The following is a 20,602-nucleotide window of genomic DNA, read 5'->3' as shown; positions in this document are numbered from 1 at the left end:
ACATAAAATTTTAAATCAGTATAATTATTGCAAGGTAATATAACAACCTATTCATGACACCTATTCATTGTAATTTTTTGAAATTACAGACACTTCGTTATTATTTTTTAAAACATGTTTTCCGTTTTTTAATCGAATGTATAATGCATAAAGAGCCGCTTTTCCTTTTTCTTTAAATGATTGATTTTTCTTATAACTATGGGTTTCCACGACTTTTCCTTTTAAAATGGTCTCTCCTTTTTTCCAAAAAACAGTTATTCCTTTATAATCCATATTTATTTTGTTTATCTGTTTATTTAAAAGCAATGTTTTATAGCTTGTAGTTTTTCAATTCCTGCTTAAATCCAATATCATACGTTATTTTTTTTATAAGAGGTTTAGCCTTCAAGATTTAAACGATCATATTACAAGTTGCAAGTTGCAAGTTAAAGTGAATCGTAAATCTTTTTAATGCTATAACTAGTAATTGGTGTTCAAAAAAATATCAGATTACCATTAAAAAAGTATTTGAATGATCGATTTGCTAATATTATGGATCAGAACAATATGCGTGTTTTTTGAGCAAATATTTAACTAACATCATTGGTAAATTGCATCAATAAAAATTTTTAACTCACACAATACTAGCTTTAGTTGTCAACAGTGCTTCCTTTAATTGGTGAGCGTATTGACTAAGGATAGAAGAAAATTTTATTCAATTTTGATTGTGACGTATAATGATTATTTAATTCTATCAGCAAATTATTGTGTTAAAACTTAAATTATGGAAACTTACTCAGAAATAGTTAGCGACAAGCTAAACGATTTACTTGAAAAAATTTACGATGCTGAAAAAGGCTATCAAAAAGCCGCCGAAAATGTGGAACATACTGGCTTAAAAAATTTTTTTAACCGAAAAGCCAAAGAACGTTATGATTTTGGACATGAATTAAAAGCTGAAATTAAAGCTTTTGGTGAGGAGCCCAACAAAGGCGGTAGTATTACAGGAAATTTACACCGAACTTGGATGGATTTAAAACAATATTTTGGTAGCAATAATACAGCTGCGATGCTACAAGAGGCTATACGAGGGGAAAAAGCTACAATTGATGCTTATAGGGAAGTTTTAGAAGATACTACGTTACCAGAAAAAACTAAAATCATATTGCAAAAGCAAATGGTGTACATCAGTAAGGACGTTAGTAAGGAAATCTTGTTAGAAGACTTGAATTAAAACAATGTAATAATATAGAGCATTAGCAAAAAAAGAGCCTTAAAAGGCTCTTTTTTTACTAATGCATTGTTTTAATTAGTTGTTAATTACTATACGCTCTACCCTTTTAAAGGTATCCCCTGTAAATTCTAAAAGGTAAACTCCGTTGCTTAACGCATTTACATTTATTAAATTATTATTTAATGGTTTACTCAATACTTTTGCGCCATCAATACTGTAAATAGTTACAGTATCAAACTCCTCAATATTATCCACTGTAATTACATGTTGTGCTGGATTTGGAAATACTGAAATTTCAGGAGTAGCAGTATCTAAAATTTTAGCACCCCCTGCAGTTGAAAAACTCCATTGTTGATTTTGATTGGTATTACTACTTGCCCACAAATATACATTTTGTGCTCTGGCACCTCCATTTCCTCCATCAATTGAAAATCCAGGTGCATTACGTTTTTCTAAGCGGAAATTCCCGTTAATATTCACTTTTCGCCAATGCTGGTTTTGATTATTTGTTTGACAAGTAAACAATTTAACATTTTGTCCGTTGGTTCCACCATTACCACCATCTAAACAAAAGTTGGTGTTTCGTTTACGGTAACTGAAAAATCCATTTCCACGACTTATTTCATCCCATTGCTGATTTACGTTTGAAGTATTACGAGACCATAAATATACATTTTGCTGATTTGCTCCCCCAGCTCTTCCATCGATAGCAAAACCTGAAGCATTGCGTTTTGTTAACACTACTGTGGTAGCGCTGCCCCCGTTATTACCTCCTGAAGAACCTGCTGTTCCATTAATTCTAACTTCTCCAATATGTAAAAAGTTAGTCCCTGCCAATTGAATCCTAACATAACGCCCGCTTCTATTTATGTTAATGGTACTTGGACTCCCCGCTTGTCCTGAAGTGAAAAAATTACCAACACCTGATTGACCTATGGTTTGATTTAAATTTTTTGTAATAAAAGGAGTGTTAGATACCAAAACATGAAAATTCTGTAATCTTTCCTGACAACAATCGCTTCGGTTAAATACCTGTACATTGTTAATTTGCGAAACCACACCTAAATCCACTTCCCACCACGCATTAGCGTCATTATTTGTATGTGTAAAAATACTAGTATCACCATCAATTGCTTTTCGCGCATTAAAGTCTTGATTATTTAAATAAACACTTGATTGTGATACATTTTTTCCAGTTGCTAAATTTGAACCAGAATTGGCTGGCGGATTGGGTGTTGGCGTTGGAGTTGGTGCGGGCGGAGGAGTAACTACCACTGGCGGATTTGAAGGTGCTGGGTTATTGTTTGATCCTGGTGTGTAGTAAAAAACATCATCAAATACGTTTGTTTTCGGATCCTCATAGGGTAATTTTCTAGTAATTGATTGCCATACATAATTGTTTTTAAACACAATAGATTCTCTAACAATACGTCTGCGTGGGTTTAAAACAAATCCTCTATTTCCTTTATTTAGGTCGGCGTAAAACACATGGTTGTTTGAATATGTATTGTCTCTGGTTGGTGGCTGCGTGGTTTCGCTTCCATTTTCCTGATAAGCCAGCGCTCTTCGGTCGGCATTAGGCATAAACATTGCTACGTTTTGATCCACTAAGGTATTTTCAACCGCTATTTCAGTCCAAATCATAAATCGATCTCCTGTATGACATACTACATTTTTTAATACATCCGTATTTTTTGCAAATGCATCTACGTCAATTCCATCAACTTTAGCCTCAAAAATTAAATTTCTGGATACTTCAACATTATTGGTGGCTTTTATGTGTACTGCTCTTCTTTCGGATTGGTATATAAAGTTACCTTCCAATTTACTATCCACAGTATTGTTGATGAATAATACGTTTCTGCAGCGTTCAAAATTGACACCTGAAATTTCTAAATTTCGTACAAATCGGGTATAAACTCCAGCACAACGTCCGTTAGTGATTATTTTACCACGTTTTGTTCCAAAAAAGTTTACGTTGCTTTTTCGGTTACGGTTGTTACTCCCTCGTACTTCAAAAACTCCATTAACTACATCCGATACTGAAAATTGATCGGGTGTAGTACCGTTGGGTTGTGGTCCAGTATAAGTAACGGTACCATCAATCCAAATGGTGGTATTACTACCTACTTGTATAAATTTAGATATTGCGTTAACAGTAATATTACCGCGAAAAATAAAAGTTCCGCCATTGTTTGCTATTGCAGCTCTGTTTTGTTCTAAATTGGATTGATTGACTACTGTTCCTTGACCTGTGTATGTATTTCGTCGAGCAGCTAGTATTGCTGCCGTTTCCCTTACGGCTGCTTGACCTGCAATATGATTGGCATAAAACCCTTGCGTTAAACGCGAATTAATTACGGGTTGTGGTATTCTGGCGTTTTGTAATACGGATCTGATATCGTTAGCATTCCCTGTTGGAGCAGGAGCAACACGTACGCAGACTTCATTACCACCGTTGTTATCGGCGGGTACACGAGTACAGTTCCGACCATCTTGAAAAATTTGTGCATTGGCAGTACTGCCTAATGCTACTAAACCAAGTAGTAGCATTTTAGTAATTTGAGCTTTCATTTTGATTATATGTTTATAATTAACACTATAATTTAAATTTATTTTTATCTTATTTTATCATAATAATGAACTATTAATCCTACAAAAAAAATTACTGCTTAGAATTTACTTTTTAAACTATTTCCATTTGTTTCTTTAATTTAAGCTAGCAATTAACTAATTGATTTTCAACTAATTAATAATAGTAAAATTAATCATAAATTATTGATTATTAGACTTTTATATTCTTTTATTTGCGTGAGGGATTGCAATGGAAATCCCACAGCCTGACAAAGGAAGTGCGAGGAATTGTAATGGAAAGCCCGACCCTTGTGGTCACGCCCAAAAAATTATTTATCAATAGAACTGTCCTATAATAATGTACTAAATTCGTTGCATTTGGGATATTGATAACGAATTAAATGCTACTCATTTAATAACAGAAAAAAGAATCATCAGTATTTGAAATGGTTTTTGATTTACTGGAAGCTTAAATAATTTAAAAACACATTCGATTTTTAGCGTTTATAGTAATAGCTTTGCAATATGATTGGAAAAACTAACGATACGATTACAGCTTTGGCCTCCGCTGCTGGAGCAGGTGCAGTTGCTATTATTCGGGTTTCGGGACCTGAAACGTTTGCTATAGTTGGTCGTATTTTTTTTGCTAAAAGTAAAAAATGCATTGAGGAACAGGAATCGCACACCATCCACTTAGGGCATATTAAAGATGATCACAAAGTGCTTGATGAAGTATTGGTTTCATTATTTAAAAACCCACGCTCTTATACTGGTGAAGATGTTATAGAAATTAATTGTCATGGCAGTGCTTACATACAACAAGAAATTTTACAGTTATTATTGCGTAAAGGGTGCCGGTTAGCAGACGCAGGAGAGTTTACGCTCCGTGCTTTTTTAAATGGTAAAATGGATTTAAGTCAGGCTGAGGCTGTTGCCGATTTGATTGCAAGCGATAGTGAAGCGGCGCATCAAGTGGCTATTCAGCAAATGCGCGGTGGTTTTAGTAATGAAATTAAACGCTTGAGGGATCAGCTACTCAATTTTGCTTCATTACTGGAATTGGAACTTGATTTTGCGGAGGAAGATGTTGAATTTGCTGATCGATCACAGTTTGTTTCCTTACTTTTAAAAATTGAAGTTATTTTGAAACGCTTAATTGATTCATTTGCTATAGGAAATGTCATAAAACAAGGGATTCCTGTGGCTATTGTGGGGGCTCCTAATGCAGGAAAATCTACCCTACTGAATGCATTACTCAATGAGGACAGAGCCATAGTTTCAGACATTGCAGGCACTACTCGTGATACTATTGAAGATGAGATTGCAATAGGTGGTTTGCGCTTCCGATTTATTGATACTGCTGGAATACGAGAAACTAAGGATAGTATTGAATCCATAGGTATTGAAAAGACATTTGAAAAAATTGGCCAAGCGCAAGTAGTTTTATATTTGGTGGATAGTATAAAATTATCCGTAGATAGTCTTAAAAATTTCAAAAATGAAATTGCTCAGGTTAAAAATCAACATCCTTTAAAACCTTTGATTATTGTGTTGAATAAAGTGGATCAATTATCTCAGGACGATCACCTTACGATTACTCAAGAATTGAAAACTATTGAAAACGTAAAAATTGTTTCGCTTTCCGCGAAACAAAAAACAGGTATTACAACGCTAACGGATGAATTACTGAATTTTGTCAATAATGGTGAACTCCGAAACGACGAAACTATTGTAACAAACTCTCGCCACTATGATTCGTTAATTAAAGCACTTGAAGAAATTCAGAATGTACAAGCCGGTATGTCCGCTCAACTAAGTGGCGACCTACTAGCCATAGACCTCCGAGAATCCCTATACCATTTAGGAAATATTACTGGCGAAGTTACTAATGACGAGTTACTTGGAAATATTTTTGCTAATTTTTGTATTGGAAAATAAACTATGAAAACAAAAGAAACAAAAATACTATCAAACACAACAAAATAAAGTATTTACAAATATAAACAGTATCTTTTATTTTCTTATTCTTTTACATTTTTTTACTTTTATTACCAAGTTTTTACAATCATACATTTATTTATTGTAAAAATTGTAAATTATTTCAATAATGAAAGTCAAACTAAATAAGCGTAAAACAAAAGTAGGGATCTCTCTCTTTCTAGAAATTTATTGGGGATATACCAAAGACAAAGACGGAAAAATAAAACATCAACGAGAGTATGAAAAATTAGATTTATATCTCATTGAGAACCCAACCAATCAAAACGACAAAAGACATAATAAGCAAGCTTTGGTATTAGCTAACAATATACGTTCTAAAAGAGAAATAGAAATACAAAGCGGAAAATATGAGTTTAAAAACCCTAATCAACGTAAAATAAAACTACTTGATTATTTCCATAAACTTATGGAAGAAAGAAAACAAAGCAAAGGTAATTATGGAAGTTGGGATAGTGTACATAAGCATCTACAAAAATTCTGTAGAGAAGGAATGCTATTAGGTGATGTAAATATTGAATTTGTAGAAGGTTTTAAAAAATTCTTACTTACGGAAAAACTTACCAAAGGAGGAAAAAAGCTGTCTACCAACTCTGCCAGTTCTTACTTCAATAAATTTAGAACATGTATCAATACTGCCTATGAAAAAGAATTAATAGGAAAAAACCCTGTTCAAAAAGTTAAAAGTATTAAGGGGCAAGAAACGAAGCGAGAATATTTAACAGAAGAAGAAATACAGCTATTAGCGATTACAGATTGCAGATATCCTGTTCTGAAAAGAGCATTTCTATTTTCATGCTTTACTGGATTGCGTTGGAGTGACTGCAATAAATTAGTTTGGAGTGAGGTTAATGATGAAAAAGATAGTTCTAAAATAATTTTCAGACAACAGAAAACTAAAGGACAAGAATATCTAGAAGCATCAAAACAAGCAAGAGAATTACTGGGGCAAAGAAAAGAACCTAATGATAGAGTTTTTATTGGGTTACGTTATTCTGATTATATGAATACTGCATTGTCAAGATGGGTATTAAAAGCTGGAATAACTAAACATGTCACTTTTCATGTTGCAAGGCATACACATGCTACCCTACTTTTAACCAAAGGTGTTGATTTATTTGTAATTATGGATATACTAGGGCATAAAGACATACGTACAACTCAAATTTATACCAAAATTGTAAACGAAAAGCGTAAAGAAGCGATTGACAAACTCCCTGAATTTGAATTAAATATAAGTTTTGATGAGTAGTACTACAATAAAACATTTAGTTGATAATGTATTTAATTCTATAATCAGAATAAGCACCAATAATATATTTGTTATAAGCCCTAATTGGAAACAAACCATTAGCAACAAACTTGGGTTATTCGAAAACAAGATAGAACAAGTAACATTTCTTAATCACTTACAACACAAGTTTGTTAGCTTTCAATCGGAATCAGATAGACCACTAATAGAAGAAGAATACAAGTTTTTAGAAATCTCCAATGTCATTCAATTTATAGCTAATGAGAGAAAGGAATTAGAAGGAAAAACATACAATTCAGAAGAAAAGATAAAACTTGGAAAAGTAATATACCCAGATGAAATCAATCGTTTTATAATCTTTGAAAAGCTACTAATAGAAAATAATTACCTTGATTACGATTTAAATTGGAAAAGGGAGAAAAAAGAGTTGGCTATATTACTCTGTAAGCTAAAAGAATTATCTGTTTTTAATCAACGAATAAATAACGTTTGGTTAAAAGAAAATGAAAATTCCTACTACAAAAACCTAAGACGATTCTTTGAAAATCGATATAACATTGAATTCAAAAAAGAATTTCAACATAACCGTAGAGAAACATACGATTTAAGAGGCGAATTTTTCTTTATCAAATAAACAATACCAGTTTTAAAACTTACAATACCAATTTTAATTTTCACATCACCACTACTAAATTGAATATAAGCATTTTACACTTAAAATGCAAATACCATTTATCTCTTACTGTCCTTTATTTTCAAATTTTGTCCTGTTAACATAAAAAAACAACCGGTTGTTTCATTATTAATCTTCAATCCAAGTTAAAATGGAACAGATAATTAAAGAATTACAGGAATTAAAAAATTTAATGCAGGAGCAACAAATACATCACAAAGAGATTCTTTCACTAAAAGAAGCAGCAAAGTATTTAGGCATATCAAAGTCTACTTTATACAAAATGACTTTTGACAATAGGATAAGCCATTACAAACCATCTGGAAAACTTATCTATTTCAAAAAACAAGATTTAGAGCAGTATTTATTGAAATACAAAGTAAAATCTAATGATGAATTAGAAGCGGACATTGAATCTAAATTATTGTAAAACTATAAAGCTCCTTGCATTTACTATACGAAGTAACAAGGAGCTTTCTAACAAAGGCTAAAATGAATAATGATTATTATATAATAATTCCGAAACCTGTGTATCAGAGTGCTTTAAATTCAACAGACATGTTAATCTATGGTTTTATTTACTCCATGAGTAAAAAAAAAGGTTATTGTTACGCTAAAAACGAATATATTCAAAAAGAACTAAAAATTACTAAACCAACCTTAAATAGAGCATTAAAAAAGCTAATTGACAAAAATTTTGTGCAAAAAGAATTCAAAGGCAAAATAAGACACCTAAAACCCTCAAATTTAGTTGAAAACGTATCAAATACAACACTTAATAGTATTAAAAACGATACCTCCTACAGTATCAAATCTGATACACATAATAGTAAAACTTTTAATAGTAAAAAAAATAAATTAATTGATGAATTTTCTTTTAACTCAAAGATGGAGAAAAAGATTAAACGTCTTTTAATTGATTCTTTAGAGCATTTGAACAAACGTCATTTTAATATATCAGATTATAAGATTAAGATTTCTGAACAGAAACATATGGGGCTTGTATTTAATGTCTTTAAAACTTATCTAGGTGATGAACTATTAAAATCTATAGAAGTAATTGACAATACTTTTTACAAATACTTATTTTGTTTTTATCTTGACTTTAGAGATACTGTACATATAAAAAACAGGTATTACCCTTATCGTTTTAAAGGATTTAAAGCAGATGATTTTAGTTTTGAGCTGTCTAAATACAAAGACGAAGATTATTTGAATTTCAAAGATGAACTTGAAAATAATGATTCCTATGATGTTAATCAAGATTCTATGTTAAATTGGTTTGAAGATATGAAGTAATCTAATCATCCAATTAAATTGTAAACGAAAGAGATGTAAAGTACCTCTCTTTTTTTATTTATTATTTGATCCTGATGGTACTCCCGAAAAAGAGTTTTATTGCTTGACTATAAAATGATATATTTACATCTAAATAAAAACTATTTTATAAGGATAAAAAAATATTTCATATAATATATTGATTTAGCGTTAGCTATTATTTGTGTTCGAGAAAACTGGTAATTTTTAAGATGACACACGGTAATAATTCTAATGCTCACGTTATGGCGTGGGCTTAGTTTATTTGTGTCATCGGGTATACCAGTACCTCTCGGGCAATAGGCTACAGTTCCACGCTTCTTTTTTTAACACTAACCTACTTTTTAGGAACTGGAGAGTAACAAAATTTGTGTCAAATGAAAACAAACAAACACTTTTTGGTCTTTCTTATTTTTTTAGTTAACATTTCGTATTCTCAAACTAACTGCGAGAATCTCATTGAATCGATAATTCCAAAATCATTACGTAATTACGAAAAGACTAATAAAGAGATAAGTGATTTAAAAAAAGGAGATTTCGTATTTATTAGTTTATCCAACGAAATTCAACAATCTAATGAGAAATGGAAAAACTGGATTAAGTATACAGATGGTTGGAAGCCTAACAACCCTGCAATATTTGAATTAGTAATAAATAATGGTCAATGGCTAGAAAGGAAAGCTATTTTTATAAATCCTAAATCCATTTCTAATTTAAGACTAGAAGTACTTTACAACAATAAATCAACACCTAAGTCCTCAGCTTTCAAAGATGAGAATGGAAATATATATGGTTACTTAGAGCATAAAAAGTTTAAAAAAACAAGTTTCACGAATAAGGATGCAGAAACTGATTTAAAAAACCTAAAATCTAACTTTAAAATCGATGATTTTATCGTTTTTGATGAAGTGAGTGTAAAAATGAATTCTTATCATTATTATAAAGTTATTGATTTAGATATTTCAATTGATAGACCTAGATTAATATTAAAGGAATACAATTCAAAAACTAACACTCCTTCAAACGACACCTTTGAGGTCGATTGTAGAACAATAAAGAATGTATACATGAAAAGCTGTTATCAAATAGCTTGGAATGAAGAAAAAAATAAATACGATTCTTATCTAAAAGCGAACTTTAGTTCAAAAGAAATTAAAGCGATTTTATCTAGTAAAGTCGACATTGGAATGTCTGAAAAAGCTCTTTATGAATCAATTGGAAAACCTAGAGAAACGAATATGCAACAAGGTAATGGTTATGTACTCAAACAACTAGTTTATGGTAGTGGAATTTTTGTGTATGTAAAGAATTCTAAAGTTACTTCATATCAAAATATAGAAAGCCTAAGAGGGTTTTAAATAAAGTTATTTAGTAGATACACTTTAGAGCTTTCAGTTTAATTTCAATTACAAAAACTGATAAATCTATCATCTTTCAAAAAATAATGCATTAGAAGTGATGAGGTAAAACATCACTTTTATTTTAAATAAAAACTTCTCGGTATTTTACCCAAATACAGGTTTTGTGTAGGTTTACCTTATACCTGATTTAGAATGTCAAATACGAGAGTTTTAAAAATATACAGAAAAATAGTTTTGGTAAATAGATGGACTTGGAAACATAAAACAATACCACAAATTCAGTTACAAGGCGAATGGCTCAAAAAACTAGGATTTAAGGAGGGTAAGCACATCAAGGTAGAGCAACATAAAAATAAACTCATCATCACTTTAGAAAAAGAATAACTCTCACACTTCACAACCTCAACAAAAACACGCATCTAAAATAGCGTGTTTTTTTATGCGATTCTATCAAATTTCAATACTGCACAGTCTGTGTACTTTTTTAGACTACTATCTATAAAAAATTACACGTAGGGTGTAACTTTTATTCTTCAACAAAAACAGTATATTTGAATAATTATTCCAAAAAAAATATTCAAAATTATGATGTTTGGAGAACTAATACGAAAGCATAGAGAAGAAAAAGGATTGCCTTTACGAAAAATTGCGGCTGAATGTGATATAGACACCTCTATTTTAAGCAAGATAGAACGTTCGGAACGTTTTGCTACGTCTGATATCATTCCTATACTTTCAAAGTCTTTAGATATTGAATTTAAAGCATTACAAATGCTTTATTTGACAGAAAAGATTAATGCAGAATATGGTAATGAGAAATATTTTGAGGAATCAATAAATGAAATTTTAAACTTATGTCAGAAGAACAAAAGAAACTCCTAGAAATACAACTTTGGAATATAGCCAATGAGTTACGAGGTAAAATGGATGCTGATGAATTCCGTGATTATATTTTAGGATTCATCTTTTACAAATACCTATCGGAGAAACAATATTTATACGCAAATGAATTGCTAGAAACAGAAGATATAAAAGATTATCTTTTAGTTAATGACGATGAGTATTTAGAAGCTATTAAAGAGGAATCTGTTTTAAAACTTGGTTATTTTCTTAAGCCTGATGAATTATTTACTTCATTAGCCAAAAAAGGAAATGCCGACACCGAAACAGAAAGTAATTTTATACTAGAAGATTTAGAAACTATCTTGAATAACATTGAGCAAAGTACAATGGGAACAGATAGTGAAGATGATTTTAATAAACTATTTGAAGATTTAGACCTAAGTAGTACTAAACTTGGTAGAACTGTTGATGCACGAAATTCTTTAATAGCAAAAATTTTAAAACATTTAGATAAAGTAAATTTTGCTTTAAAAGATACAGAAGCCGATGTTTTAGGAGATGCCTATGAATATTTAATTGGAGAGTTTGCAAGTGGTGCAGGAAAAAAAGCAGGAGAATTTTATACACCGCAACAAGTATCAAAAGTTCTAGCTAAAATAGTTACCACTAATAAAAAACGATTGCGAAATGTTTACGACCCGACATGTGGTTCAGGTTCTTTATTGTTGCGTGTAGCAAGAGAGGTGCAAGTAGATGATTTCTATGGACAAGAGTTAAATAGAACGACATACAACTTAGCACGAATGAATATGATTTTACATGATGTTCATTACAGCCATTTTAATTTAAAACAAGAAGATACTTTAGAAGACCCTCAACATTTAGAATTACGTTTTGAGGCTATTGTTGCTAATCCTCCATTTTCTGCTAGATGGAAAGGAAAAAACAACCCGCTGTTTGAAAATGATGATCGCTTTAGTCAATACGGTAAACTGGCACCTAGTAGTAAGGCTGATTTTGCTTTTGCACAACACATGTTATATCAATTAGCCGATAATGGAACTATGGCTTGTGTATTGCCTCATGGTGCTTTATTTAGAGGAGCTGCCGAATCTACCATTAGACAATATATGATTGAAAAGCAAAATTATATTGATGCTGTTATTGGTTTACCTGCCAATATATTTTATGGTACTAGTATTCCAACTTGTATTTTGGTGTTGAGTAAATGTAGAGTTCATGACGATAATATTTTATTTATAGACGCTTCTAATGAGTTTGGTAAGGCTACCAATCAAAATTATTTAAGAGAAGAAGATATTGAAAAGATTGTCTCAACCTACAGAGAACGAAAAACGATAGACAAATACAGTTATGTTGCTTCTATTGATGAAATAAAAGGAAATGATTACAACTTAAACATACCTCGTTATGTAGATATGTTTGAAGAAGAAGAACCTATCGACCTAGAAAAGGTTACTACTGAAATTAAGGCGTTAGATGAGCAAATAATTGAAACCGATAAATTAATTGCTTCTTTTTGTGAAGACCTTAAAATTCCAACGCCATTTTAAAGTATGAAAGAACAAAAATTTATACCTGAATTACGTTTTCCAGAGTTTACAGAAAAGTGGAAAGAAAAAGCTATTGATACTATTTTTGATAGGGTGGTAAATACTGTTGAAGTTGAAAAAGAACAGGAATATCAAGAGATAGGTATTCGTTCTCATGGTAAAGGCATTTTTCATAAAGAGCCAGTATATGGTAAAGCTTTAGGGAATAAACGTGTGTTTTGGTTAGAAAAGGATTTGTTTATTGTAAACATTGTATTTGCTTGGGAAATGGCAGTTGCGAAAACAACCGAAAAAGAAAACGGTTTAATTACTTCACATCGTTTTCCAATGTATAAACCTAAAGTAAAAAAGTTAGACTTAGATTTTATACTGTTTTTCTTCTTACGCAAAAGAGGAAAGCACATCTTGGAATTGGCCTCCCCTGGTGGAGCTGGGCGTAACAAAACTCTTGGGCAAAAAGAATTTGCAAAGTCAAAAATTATAGTTCCTAAAGATATAACAGAACAACAAAAGATAGGCTCATTTTTATTGGCCACAGAAGAAAAGATAAAGCAATTACAAGAAAAAAAGAGCTTATTAGAGAAATACAAAAATGGGGTAATGCAAAAAATCTTTAACCAAGAAATTCGGTTTAAAGATGATAACGGAAATGATTACCCTGATTGGGGAGAAAAATCATTAGGACAATGTTTAGACTATGAACAGCCAACAAATTATTTAGTTTCAAGTACTGATTATGATGATTCTTTTGATACGCCAGTATTAACAGCAGGGAAAACATTTATTTTAGGTTATACAGACGAAACAAATGGTATATATAACAATTCTTTACCTGTAATATTATTTGATGATTTTACGACATCTATTCAATATGTTGATTTTCCTTTTAAAGCTAAATCTTCTGCTATGAAAATTTTAATAGCAAAAGAAGATGAAAATATCAATTATTTGTACCAAGTAATGTTAACAATAAGGTATAAAACTGGAGGTCACGGAAGACATTGGATATCAAAATATTCTAAAATAAAAATTAGTTATCCAAAAAAGGAAGAACAAGATAAAATTGCTGTTTTCTTATCAGAAATAGACAATAAAATCGAAACTGTAAATACCCAATTAAAAAATACAAAAACCTTTAAAAAAGGGTTACTACAAAAAATGTTTGTGTAATAAATGGACTTATTAAGGAGTGAAATTTTAAGTATAACTAAACACAGACCTGAAATAGGTTTGAGCTACTACAATGAGCTACTTGATATTATAGACGAATACCACACAAAAAAACCTGACACTTCCATTGAAACCTGTAAAGCCATAATAGAAGGCATTTCTAAACTTGTTATTCATAAAATAAAGCAAGAGCCTATACATGAGCTAGATAAGTCAAGAGAAATAAAAGAATTAGCAAAAAGGGCATTAAATGCTTTAAACGATGAGTTGCAATTTTTTGATAGGGATTTTGCAAGAGGTATTGTAAATGTAGTTAGGATATTGGGTGAAATACGCAATGGCCACAGTGATATTAGTCATGGTAGAGCTTCTATTAAAAAACAAATTAATTGTCCTGATTTTTCGCAAATGATAGCAGGTTTTACAGAGAGTATGTCTGTATATCTTTTAAAAAAATTAGATGAAGTTGTAGTAATTGAAAATCATTATGATTCTGAACAAATGAAAGATTACAATGTATGGCTAGATACTAGTATTGAAGATTTTCCAATTGCTACCGAACGTTACAGTAAAGTACTTTACGAATATGATAATGCGCTATACTATTTTAAATATGAAAATGAATATTTAGTAGATGAAGTTGAAGAAGAATTAATAACAGAAGATACAGAAAGTGCAGATACAAAAGTTTTATTATCTGAAATAAACAGTAAGTTCTTTACAGAAGAAAAACAAAAAGAATTTATTCGACAACTAGCCGAAGAAGAACAATTAAACCCTAAAAAACTAACGGAATTATTGGATAGATTTTTCTTTGACAATGAATTTCCAAGTAAAGGGAAAATAACTGAACTATTTATCTATGGGCCAACTGATGAAAAAACAAAGGTGTTAGTTGTTGAACGTAAAATAGATGAGTTAATAGAAGATTTGGCTAAAATATTATGAAGCAAAAGTTTATAAATAAAGAAATATGGCTACTCTCAACAATGGGAGCGTTTCAACGTGCAAATATTTATAGGCAACAAGTTTCTGAAACTGTTAAAAGTGAATTTAAAGCAAATCTTCACGCTTTTATAAATCAATTGATAGAAAACGTATATAAAACTAATCTAAGTGAAGAAAAACATATCAAAATGATTTGGAGTGTATCTGAATACACAAAAAACAATTTCACATCAGTTTTAAACAAAGGACAGCTAAATTTTGGTGTAAGTCAAAAATTACTTAATCTATATTTAAAATATTTGTGGTGTTTAGAGTGCATTCCGACACCTCCACATTTTCCTGTTGATAGAATTATACAAAACAAGTTAAAAGTTCCAAAACTTTATGCTTGGACACAAATAGAATCTGAAAAGCCATACTTAGAAATCATTCAACATGCTAAACAAGTATTACAGAATTCTACATATAGTAGTTTAGCTGAATTAGAGCTACATACATTTAATAGAAGTTAGCACATGACAAGACAATCTGAATATATACTAGAACAAAATTTAGTTGCCCAATTACAAGAGTTAGGGTATCAAAAAGTAGTGATAAAAGATGAGCAAGATTTAATCAATAATCTAAAATCACAACTAGAAAAACATAATAATTGTATGTTATCTGAAAAAGAGTTTAAGCAAATTCTTAATCAGCTATCTAAAGGTAATATTTTTGAAAAAGCTAAAATACTTAGAGATAAAATACAATATGTAAAAGATAATGGTAGTAATGGATATATTGAACTAGTTAATCAAATAGCATGGTGTAAAAATCAATATCAAGTTACCCACCAAATCACAATGGAGGGAACGTATAAAAATAGATATGACGTTACTATTTTAGTGAATGGTTTACCGCTTACTCAAATTGAATTAAAACGAAGGGGTTTAGAATTAAAAGAAGCTTTCAATCAAACAAATCGCTATCAAAGACACTCATATCAATCAGGTAAAGGGTTATTTCAATTTATCCAACTTTTTGTCATAAGCAATGGCGTTAATACAAAATATTACGCTAACAACTCTATAAAAGCACGTTCATTTAAACAAACTTTTTATTGGGCAGATGATGAAAATAAAATCATTTCGCAGTTAAGTGATTTTACGAAACAATTTTTAGAGCCTTGTCATTTATCTAAAATGATAACTAAATATGTTGTGTTAAACGAAACTAAAAAGGAATTAATGGTGTTAAGGCCTTACCAATATTATGCAACTGAGGCTATCGTAAAAAGAGTTGAAGAGACTAATAAATTTGGTTATATATGGCACACCACAGGTTCAGGAAAGACATTAACATCTTTTAAAACTGCACAAATATTAACTAACTCCGATAAAGTTTACAAAGTTGTATTTGTTGTTGACAGAAAAGACTTAGACTACCAAACTATCAAGGAATTTAATAGTTTTAGTGAGGGTAGTATTGATGCAACTAACAATACTACAGCATTAGTAAAACAGTTTTCTGACGACACAAAATTATCTGTAACAACAATTCAAAAATTAAATACAGCAATTCAAAAACCTAAGCATTTAGAAAAAATGGAACTGCTAAAAGATAAAAAAGTAGTATTCATTTTTGATGAGTGCCATAGAAGTCAATTTGGAGATACGCATAAACGTATAAAAGAGTTCTTTGTAAATGCTCAAATGTTCGGATTTACTGGTACACCAATTTTTGCCGATAATGCTGTAAAAAATCAATTAGGAAAAAGAACAACAAAAGATTTGTTTGAAGAATGTTTACATAAATACGTTATTACAGACGCTATTAGAGATAGAAACGTTTTACGCTTTGCTATTGAATATATAAGTACGTTTAAAGGTAAGGACGGTGTAGTAGACATTCAAGTAGATGGTATTGACAAAAAAGAGGTAATGGAAGCTCCAAAACGATTGGACAACATTACAGAGTATATCATCAATAATCATAATAGAAAAACACATAACAAAAAGTTTACTTCTATTTTATGTACTTCTAATGTAGATACAGCAATTGTTTATTACGAGTTACTTAGAGAAAAGAAAGAACAAGGAAAACACGATTTAAGAGTAGCTACTATCTTTTCTTACAAATCCAATGAAGACGATTCGGATGCTGTTGGTTTCATTCCTGATGAAGAATTTTTTGACGATTTTGAAACCTCAAAGAATAATACACACACAAGAGAAAAGCTAGATAGTTTTATTGCTGATTATAATAATATTTATAGTACAAACTATTCAACTAAAACATTCTATTCATATTATAAAGATATTGGTAAGAGGGTTAAAAATAGGCAAGTTGATGTATTATTGGTAGTAAATATGTTTTTAACAGGATTTGACAGTAAACTACTGAATACTATCTATGTAGATAAGAATTTAAGATATCATGGGTTGATTCAAGCCTACTCTAGAACAAACAGAGTTTTAAATGAATTAAAATCGCATGGAAATGTGGTTTGTTTTAGGAATTTAAAAGACCAAACAGACGAAGCAATAACGTTGTTTTCTAATAAAGATGCTGTTGAAGAAATTATTTTAAAACCCTATGAAGATTATTTAGAAAGTTATACTAATTCTGTTGAGAGGTTATTGAAAATTGCTCCTACTGTTGATAGTGTTAATGATTTAATTTCGGAAGATGATGAGTTAGAATTCATTAAAGCATTTCGAGAAATAATGAGGTTGCAAAACGTATTAAACTCTTTTACCCAATTCGACTTTGAAGATTTGCCTTTAGATGAGCAAACTTTTGAAGATTATAAAAGCAAATATTTAGATTTATATGATGAAGTAAAGACCACTAATCAAAAAGAAAAGGTTTCAATACTAAATGATATAGATTTTGAGATAGAATTAATTAGACGTGATGAAATCAATGTAGCTTATATACTTAGTTTATTAGCTAAACTTCAAGATGCTAAAAAACCTGATGAAAAAGAAAAACAACGTAAAGCTATTTCAGAAATAATGAGTTCTGAAACACAATTAAGAAGCAAAAAAGAACTAATAGAGCGATTTATTGATGAAAACTTACCATTGGTTAATGATAGTGAAAATATACCCGAAGCTTTTGATACATTTTGGACTATTGAAAAGCAAACAGCTATTGATAATTTGAGTAAAGAAGAAAATCTAAATGTTCTAAAATTACAAGAGGTCGTAAGCAATTATTTATTTACACAGAAAATGCCATTAAGGGATGAAATAGTTAATTTAATGAATACTAGACCGAGTCTTAAAGAACGTAAATCGAAAGCTGAAAGAGTAGCAGAAAAAATACTTGAATTTGTAAATACCTTTATAGAGGGTATGGGATAAGAAAAAACAACTAAAATGAAACTTAGTAACTTAAAAAAGATAGACTTACGAACGTATTGGAAGCACGAAGCTTTAGATTTTACTAGATGGCTTGCCAAAGAAGAAAATATACAGCTACTAAGTGATGAAATAGGAATTAGTTTAATAGATGTAAAAGTAGAAGAAGCTACAGGACGATATTCAGTAGATATTTTGGCCAAAGATGAGGATTCTGAAAGACGAGTTATTATAGAAAATCAACTTGAAATTACAGACCACAAGCATTTAGGACAACTTATAACGTATGCTTCTGGTTTTAATGCATCTGTTATCATTTGGATTGTAAAAGAAGCTAGAGAAGAACATCAAAAAGCGATTGAATGGTTAAATAATAGCACCAATGCACAATTAAGTTTTATTCTTATTCAAATGGAATTGTGGCAAATAGATGATTCTCCTTTTGCTCCAAAGTTTCATATTTTAGTACAACCAAATGATTGGGCTAAACAACTTCAAAATTCATCGCACGAGTCTAAAGAACTAACAGATACAAAGCTGACACAATTAGAGTTTTGGACACAGTTTATTAGATATACTAAAGATAATAACACTTCATTAAGAATAGGTAGAAAACCAAGAGCACAACATTGGTATAATATTAGCTTTGGAACATCTTTAGGGCATATTGTATTAACCATCAATACGCAAAAAAATGATATAGCCTGTTCAATATACATCCCTGATGCTATTGATTTATTCAATAGGTTTAGCGACAATAAAGAAGCTATTGAAAAAGAACTAGCATTGACTTTGGATTGGGAAGAACTAGAGGGCAAAAAAGCAACAAGAATTACAAAAGGTTATAAAGCAAATATATCTGAACAAGAAAGCTGGAATGATTATTTTAATTGGCTTCAAAATATAGCAGAGAAATTCTCTAAAGTATTTCCAAAATATTTTAACTAATAAATCATCATTACTTTTCGCTTAGTTTCTTATTTTTTGAATAAATTTTACTCAATTTTTACAATTAACACTCTACAATCAAAAACAAAACATTGTTTACCAATTAATTAATATATTAGTTTATATTCTGTATTGGGAAGTAACCCCTATCAATTAACATCTAATAAACCACTAATAACACCTGTAAATCACTGTTTTTAATTGACTTAATAAATTATCAATTAATAAGTAGTACTATTTGATATCCTTTAATTACTCATTTATTTGTACCTTTATTGTACCTCAACAGGTGTAAGGTACAAATTATGTCTTTTATTAAGATTAACATGTCCCTTATTTACTCTTAAAACATTTTAAGTAATCTTAATGACCCTTATTAAATGAGTTCAAATATTTTAGTCCAATGAATTTGTCAGCATTGCAATACTGAATTTACAGCAAAAACAACTGTTACCAAATATTGTAGTAATGGGTGCGCTAAAAAGGCTTACAAAGTGCGCAAACGAAATGAAAAAATTGAGCAAAGCAATCAACAAACAAATATTATAAAGGACAAACCTATTATTAATATAAATAGTAAAGAGTTCTTAAGTGTTCCCGAAACTGCTATCCTACTGGGTTGTTCTACTAAAACAATTTATCGATTAATTAGCAAAAAAGAAATTAATGCTCATAATTTAGGAACTCGATTAACGAGAGTCAAACGTTCAGAAATTGACAAAAGACTTGCAAATGGTAAAGAACAAGAACCTCTGCAATACGATATTTCAGAATGTTATACTATAAGTGAAACAGTAGATAAGTACGGAATTTCCAACGGTGCATTATACAACTTAATAAAACGTAATGAAATACCTAAAATAGAAAAAGGAAAATACACCTACATTCCTAAAAAACTAATTGACAACTTACTAGGCTAATTTTACAAATATTTAATTTGTTTTAAAACTTGCATTTTATGCACTTTCTGCACTACCTTAACTTAATACAATGGCTATAAAAGTTACATTACGACAAAAATCAATAACTAGAGGGCGTAAAAATTTTATACCTTGACTTCTACCCTGCTATCGTTATTAAGGAGAAAAGTACACGAAGGGAATTTTTAGGACTTTATATTATTGAAAAACCTAAATCACCTATTGATAAAGTAAGTAATAAACAGACCTTATTACTAGCTGAAAAAATTCGGTTAAAGCGAGATAATGAAATCAACAAACCCGAAATTTATAACGAGTTTGAAAAGCAGCAGAATGAAATAAAAGCTAAAGGTGAACTTTCTTTTTTAGATTACTTTGAAAAATTAATGGATAAGCGCACAGGTTCTAATTATGCTACATGGTCAACAGCTTATGAATACCTAAAAGATTTTAGTAAAGGGATGGAC

At 30.4% G+C, this 20,602-nt stretch carries 18 protein-coding genes; 16 read left to right on the top strand and 2 right to left on the bottom strand.

Going from position 1 to position 20,602, the window contains the following annotated elements; all coding sequences use genetic code 11:
• Positions 1-60 precede the first annotated feature (60 nt).
• The gene (locus tag GMC_RS0103935; RefSeq protein ID WP_010520911.1) at positions 61-273 is read right to left on the bottom strand and encodes a hypothetical protein; all 213 of its coding nucleotides are present in this window, start codon (positions 271-273) and stop codon (positions 61-63) included.
• A gap of 490 nt (positions 274-763) precedes the next feature.
• Between GMC_RS0103935 and GMC_RS0103930 the strand changes: the two genes are divergently transcribed.
• Positions 764-1,213 (top strand): ferritin-like domain-containing protein, encoded by a 450-nt coding sequence (locus GMC_RS0103930; RefSeq protein ID WP_010520910.1) that lies wholly within the window; start codon positions 764-766, stop codon positions 1,211-1,213.
• Between the two features lie 75 nt (positions 1,214-1,288).
• Here GMC_RS0103930 and GMC_RS0103925 read toward each other — a convergent pair whose 3' ends face one another.
• On the bottom strand, positions 1,289-3,787 hold the full coding sequence (locus GMC_RS0103925) for a galactose-binding domain-containing protein (RefSeq protein WP_010520909.1): 2,499 nt from the start codon (positions 3,785-3,787) through the stop codon (positions 1,289-1,291).
• Positions 3,788-4,312: 525 nt separating this feature from the next.
• On the opposite strand from GMC_RS0103925, the gene mnmE reads away from it, so the two are divergent.
• The 15 genes from mnmE to GMC_RS19000 all read left to right on the top strand — a co-directional run bounded on the left by mnmE (position 4,313) and on the right by GMC_RS19000 (position 20,135).
• The gene (gene mnmE, locus GMC_RS0103920; protein ID WP_010520908.1) at positions 4,313-5,725 is read left to right on the top strand and encodes a tRNA uridine-5-carboxymethylaminomethyl(34) synthesis GTPase MnmE; all 1,413 of its coding nucleotides are present in this window, start codon (positions 4,313-4,315) and stop codon (positions 5,723-5,725) included.
• A gap of 169 nt (positions 5,726-5,894) precedes the next feature.
• On the top strand, positions 5,895-7,037 hold the full coding sequence (locus tag GMC_RS0103915) for a tyrosine-type recombinase/integrase (RefSeq protein ID WP_010520907.1): 1,143 nt from the start codon (positions 5,895-5,897) through the stop codon (positions 7,035-7,037).
• A complete protein-coding gene (locus GMC_RS0103910; RefSeq protein ID WP_010520906.1) occupies positions 7,030-7,671 on the top strand; it encodes a PDDEXK family nuclease in 642 nt (213 codons plus the stop codon). Before GMC_RS0103915 ends, GMC_RS0103910 begins: the two co-directional genes overlap by 8 nt.
• 190 nt (positions 7,672-7,861) lie before the next feature.
• Positions 7,862-8,140 carry a helix-turn-helix domain-containing protein gene (locus GMC_RS0103905; protein ID WP_010520905.1) on the top strand — a complete coding sequence of 93 codons (279 nt, stop codon included), beginning with the start codon at positions 7,862-7,864 and terminating at the stop codon, positions 8,138-8,140.
• Positions 8,141-8,202: 62 nt separating this feature from the next.
• Positions 8,203-9,009, top strand: a complete 807-nt coding sequence (locus GMC_RS0103900; protein ID WP_010520904.1) for a helix-turn-helix domain-containing protein — start codon at positions 8,203-8,205, stop codon at positions 9,007-9,009.
• Between the two features lie 395 nt (positions 9,010-9,404).
• Positions 9,405-10,385: a hypothetical protein gene (locus GMC_RS0103895; protein WP_010520903.1), complete on the top strand. Its 981-nt coding sequence runs from the start codon at positions 9,405-9,407 to the stop codon at positions 10,383-10,385.
• A 195-nt stretch (positions 10,386-10,580) separates the two neighbouring features.
• Positions 10,581-10,772, top strand: a complete 192-nt coding sequence (locus tag GMC_RS0103890) for a SymE family type I addiction module toxin (protein ID WP_029489587.1) — start codon at positions 10,581-10,583, stop codon at positions 10,770-10,772.
• A gap of 201 nt (positions 10,773-10,973) precedes the next feature.
• Positions 10,974-11,270, top strand: a complete 297-nt coding sequence (locus GMC_RS0103885; RefSeq protein ID WP_040472416.1) for a helix-turn-helix domain-containing protein — start codon at positions 10,974-10,976, stop codon at positions 11,268-11,270.
• Complete coding sequence (locus GMC_RS0103880) at positions 11,243-12,805, top strand: type I restriction-modification system subunit M (protein ID WP_010520900.1); 1,563 nt, start codon at positions 11,243-11,245, stop codon at positions 12,803-12,805. The genes GMC_RS0103885 and GMC_RS0103880 overlap by 28 nt, the downstream gene beginning before the upstream one ends.
• Before the next feature lie 3 nt (positions 12,806-12,808).
• A complete protein-coding gene (locus GMC_RS20510; RefSeq protein WP_010520899.1) occupies positions 12,809-13,975 on the top strand; it encodes a restriction endonuclease subunit S in 1,167 nt (388 codons plus the stop codon).
• A gap of 3 nt (positions 13,976-13,978) precedes the next feature.
• Entirely contained in the window at positions 13,979-14,923 is a 945-nt protein-coding gene (locus GMC_RS0103870; RefSeq protein ID WP_010520898.1) for an abortive infection family protein, read from the top strand.
• On the top strand, positions 14,920-15,435 hold the full coding sequence (locus tag GMC_RS0103865) for a hypothetical protein (protein ID WP_010520897.1): 516 nt from the start codon (positions 14,920-14,922) through the stop codon (positions 15,433-15,435). The genes GMC_RS0103870 and GMC_RS0103865 overlap by 4 nt, the downstream gene beginning before the upstream one ends.
• Before the next feature lie 3 nt (positions 15,436-15,438).
• The gene (locus GMC_RS0103860; RefSeq protein WP_010520896.1) at positions 15,439-18,270 is read left to right on the top strand and encodes a type I restriction endonuclease subunit R; all 2,832 of its coding nucleotides are present in this window, start codon (positions 15,439-15,441) and stop codon (positions 18,268-18,270) included.
• Positions 18,271-18,285: 15 nt separating this feature from the next.
• Positions 18,286-19,215, top strand: a complete 930-nt coding sequence (locus GMC_RS0103855) for a DUF4268 domain-containing protein (RefSeq protein ID WP_010520895.1) — start codon at positions 18,286-18,288, stop codon at positions 19,213-19,215.
• A 494-nt stretch (positions 19,216-19,709) separates the two neighbouring features.
• Positions 19,710-20,135, top strand: a complete 426-nt coding sequence (locus GMC_RS19000) for a helix-turn-helix domain-containing protein (RefSeq protein WP_010520894.1) — start codon at positions 19,710-19,712, stop codon at positions 20,133-20,135.
• The last annotated feature ends 467 nt before the right edge of the window (positions 20,136-20,602 follow it).

This window comes from Aquimarina agarivorans, assembly GCF_000218485.1.
Lineage (GTDB): Bacteria > Bacteroidota > Bacteroidia > Flavobacteriales > Flavobacteriaceae > Aquimarina > Aquimarina agarivorans.
Note: the sequence above shows the minus strand (reverse complement) of the source record. Positions and strands in the feature narration are given on the sequence as shown.

Bases quoted from the DNA above. Each gene is read 5' to 3' on its own strand.
- GMC_RS0103935 (WP_010520911.1), bottom strand. From the start codon at position 273: ATGGATTATAAAGGAATAACTGTTTTTTGGAAAAAAGGAGAGACCATT.
- GMC_RS0103930 (WP_010520910.1), top strand. From the start codon at position 764: ATGGAAACTTACTCAGAAATAGTTAGCGACAAGCTAAACGATTTACTT.
- GMC_RS0103925 (WP_010520909.1), bottom strand. From the start codon at position 3,787: ATGAAAGCTCAAATTACTAAAATGCTACTACTTGGTTTAGTAGCATTA.
- mnmE (WP_010520908.1), top strand. From the start codon at position 4,313: ATGATTGGAAAAACTAACGATACGATTACAGCTTTGGCCTCCGCTGCT.
- GMC_RS0103915 (WP_010520907.1), top strand. From the start codon at position 5,895: ATGAAAGTCAAACTAAATAAGCGTAAAACAAAAGTAGGGATCTCTCTC.
- GMC_RS0103910 (WP_010520906.1), top strand. From the start codon at position 7,030: ATGAGTAGTACTACAATAAAACATTTAGTTGATAATGTATTTAATTCT.
- GMC_RS0103905 (WP_010520905.1), top strand. From the start codon at position 7,862: ATGGAACAGATAATTAAAGAATTACAGGAATTAAAAAATTTAATGCAG.
- GMC_RS0103900 (WP_010520904.1), top strand. From the start codon at position 8,203: ATGAATAATGATTATTATATAATAATTCCGAAACCTGTGTATCAGAGT.
- GMC_RS0103895 (WP_010520903.1), top strand. From the start codon at position 9,405: ATGAAAACAAACAAACACTTTTTGGTCTTTCTTATTTTTTTAGTTAAC.
- GMC_RS0103890 (WP_029489587.1), top strand. From the start codon at position 10,581: ATGTCAAATACGAGAGTTTTAAAAATATACAGAAAAATAGTTTTGGTA.
- GMC_RS0103885 (WP_040472416.1), top strand. From the start codon at position 10,974: ATGATGTTTGGAGAACTAATACGAAAGCATAGAGAAGAAAAAGGATTG.
- GMC_RS0103880 (WP_010520900.1), top strand. From the start codon at position 11,243: ATGTCAGAAGAACAAAAGAAACTCCTAGAAATACAACTTTGGAATATA.
- GMC_RS20510 (WP_010520899.1), top strand. From the start codon at position 12,809: ATGAAAGAACAAAAATTTATACCTGAATTACGTTTTCCAGAGTTTACA.
- GMC_RS0103870 (WP_010520898.1), top strand. From the start codon at position 13,979: ATGGACTTATTAAGGAGTGAAATTTTAAGTATAACTAAACACAGACCT.
- GMC_RS0103865 (WP_010520897.1), top strand. From the start codon at position 14,920: ATGAAGCAAAAGTTTATAAATAAAGAAATATGGCTACTCTCAACAATG.
- GMC_RS0103860 (WP_010520896.1), top strand. From the start codon at position 15,439: ATGACAAGACAATCTGAATATATACTAGAACAAAATTTAGTTGCCCAA.
- GMC_RS0103855 (WP_010520895.1), top strand. From the start codon at position 18,286: ATGAAACTTAGTAACTTAAAAAAGATAGACTTACGAACGTATTGGAAG.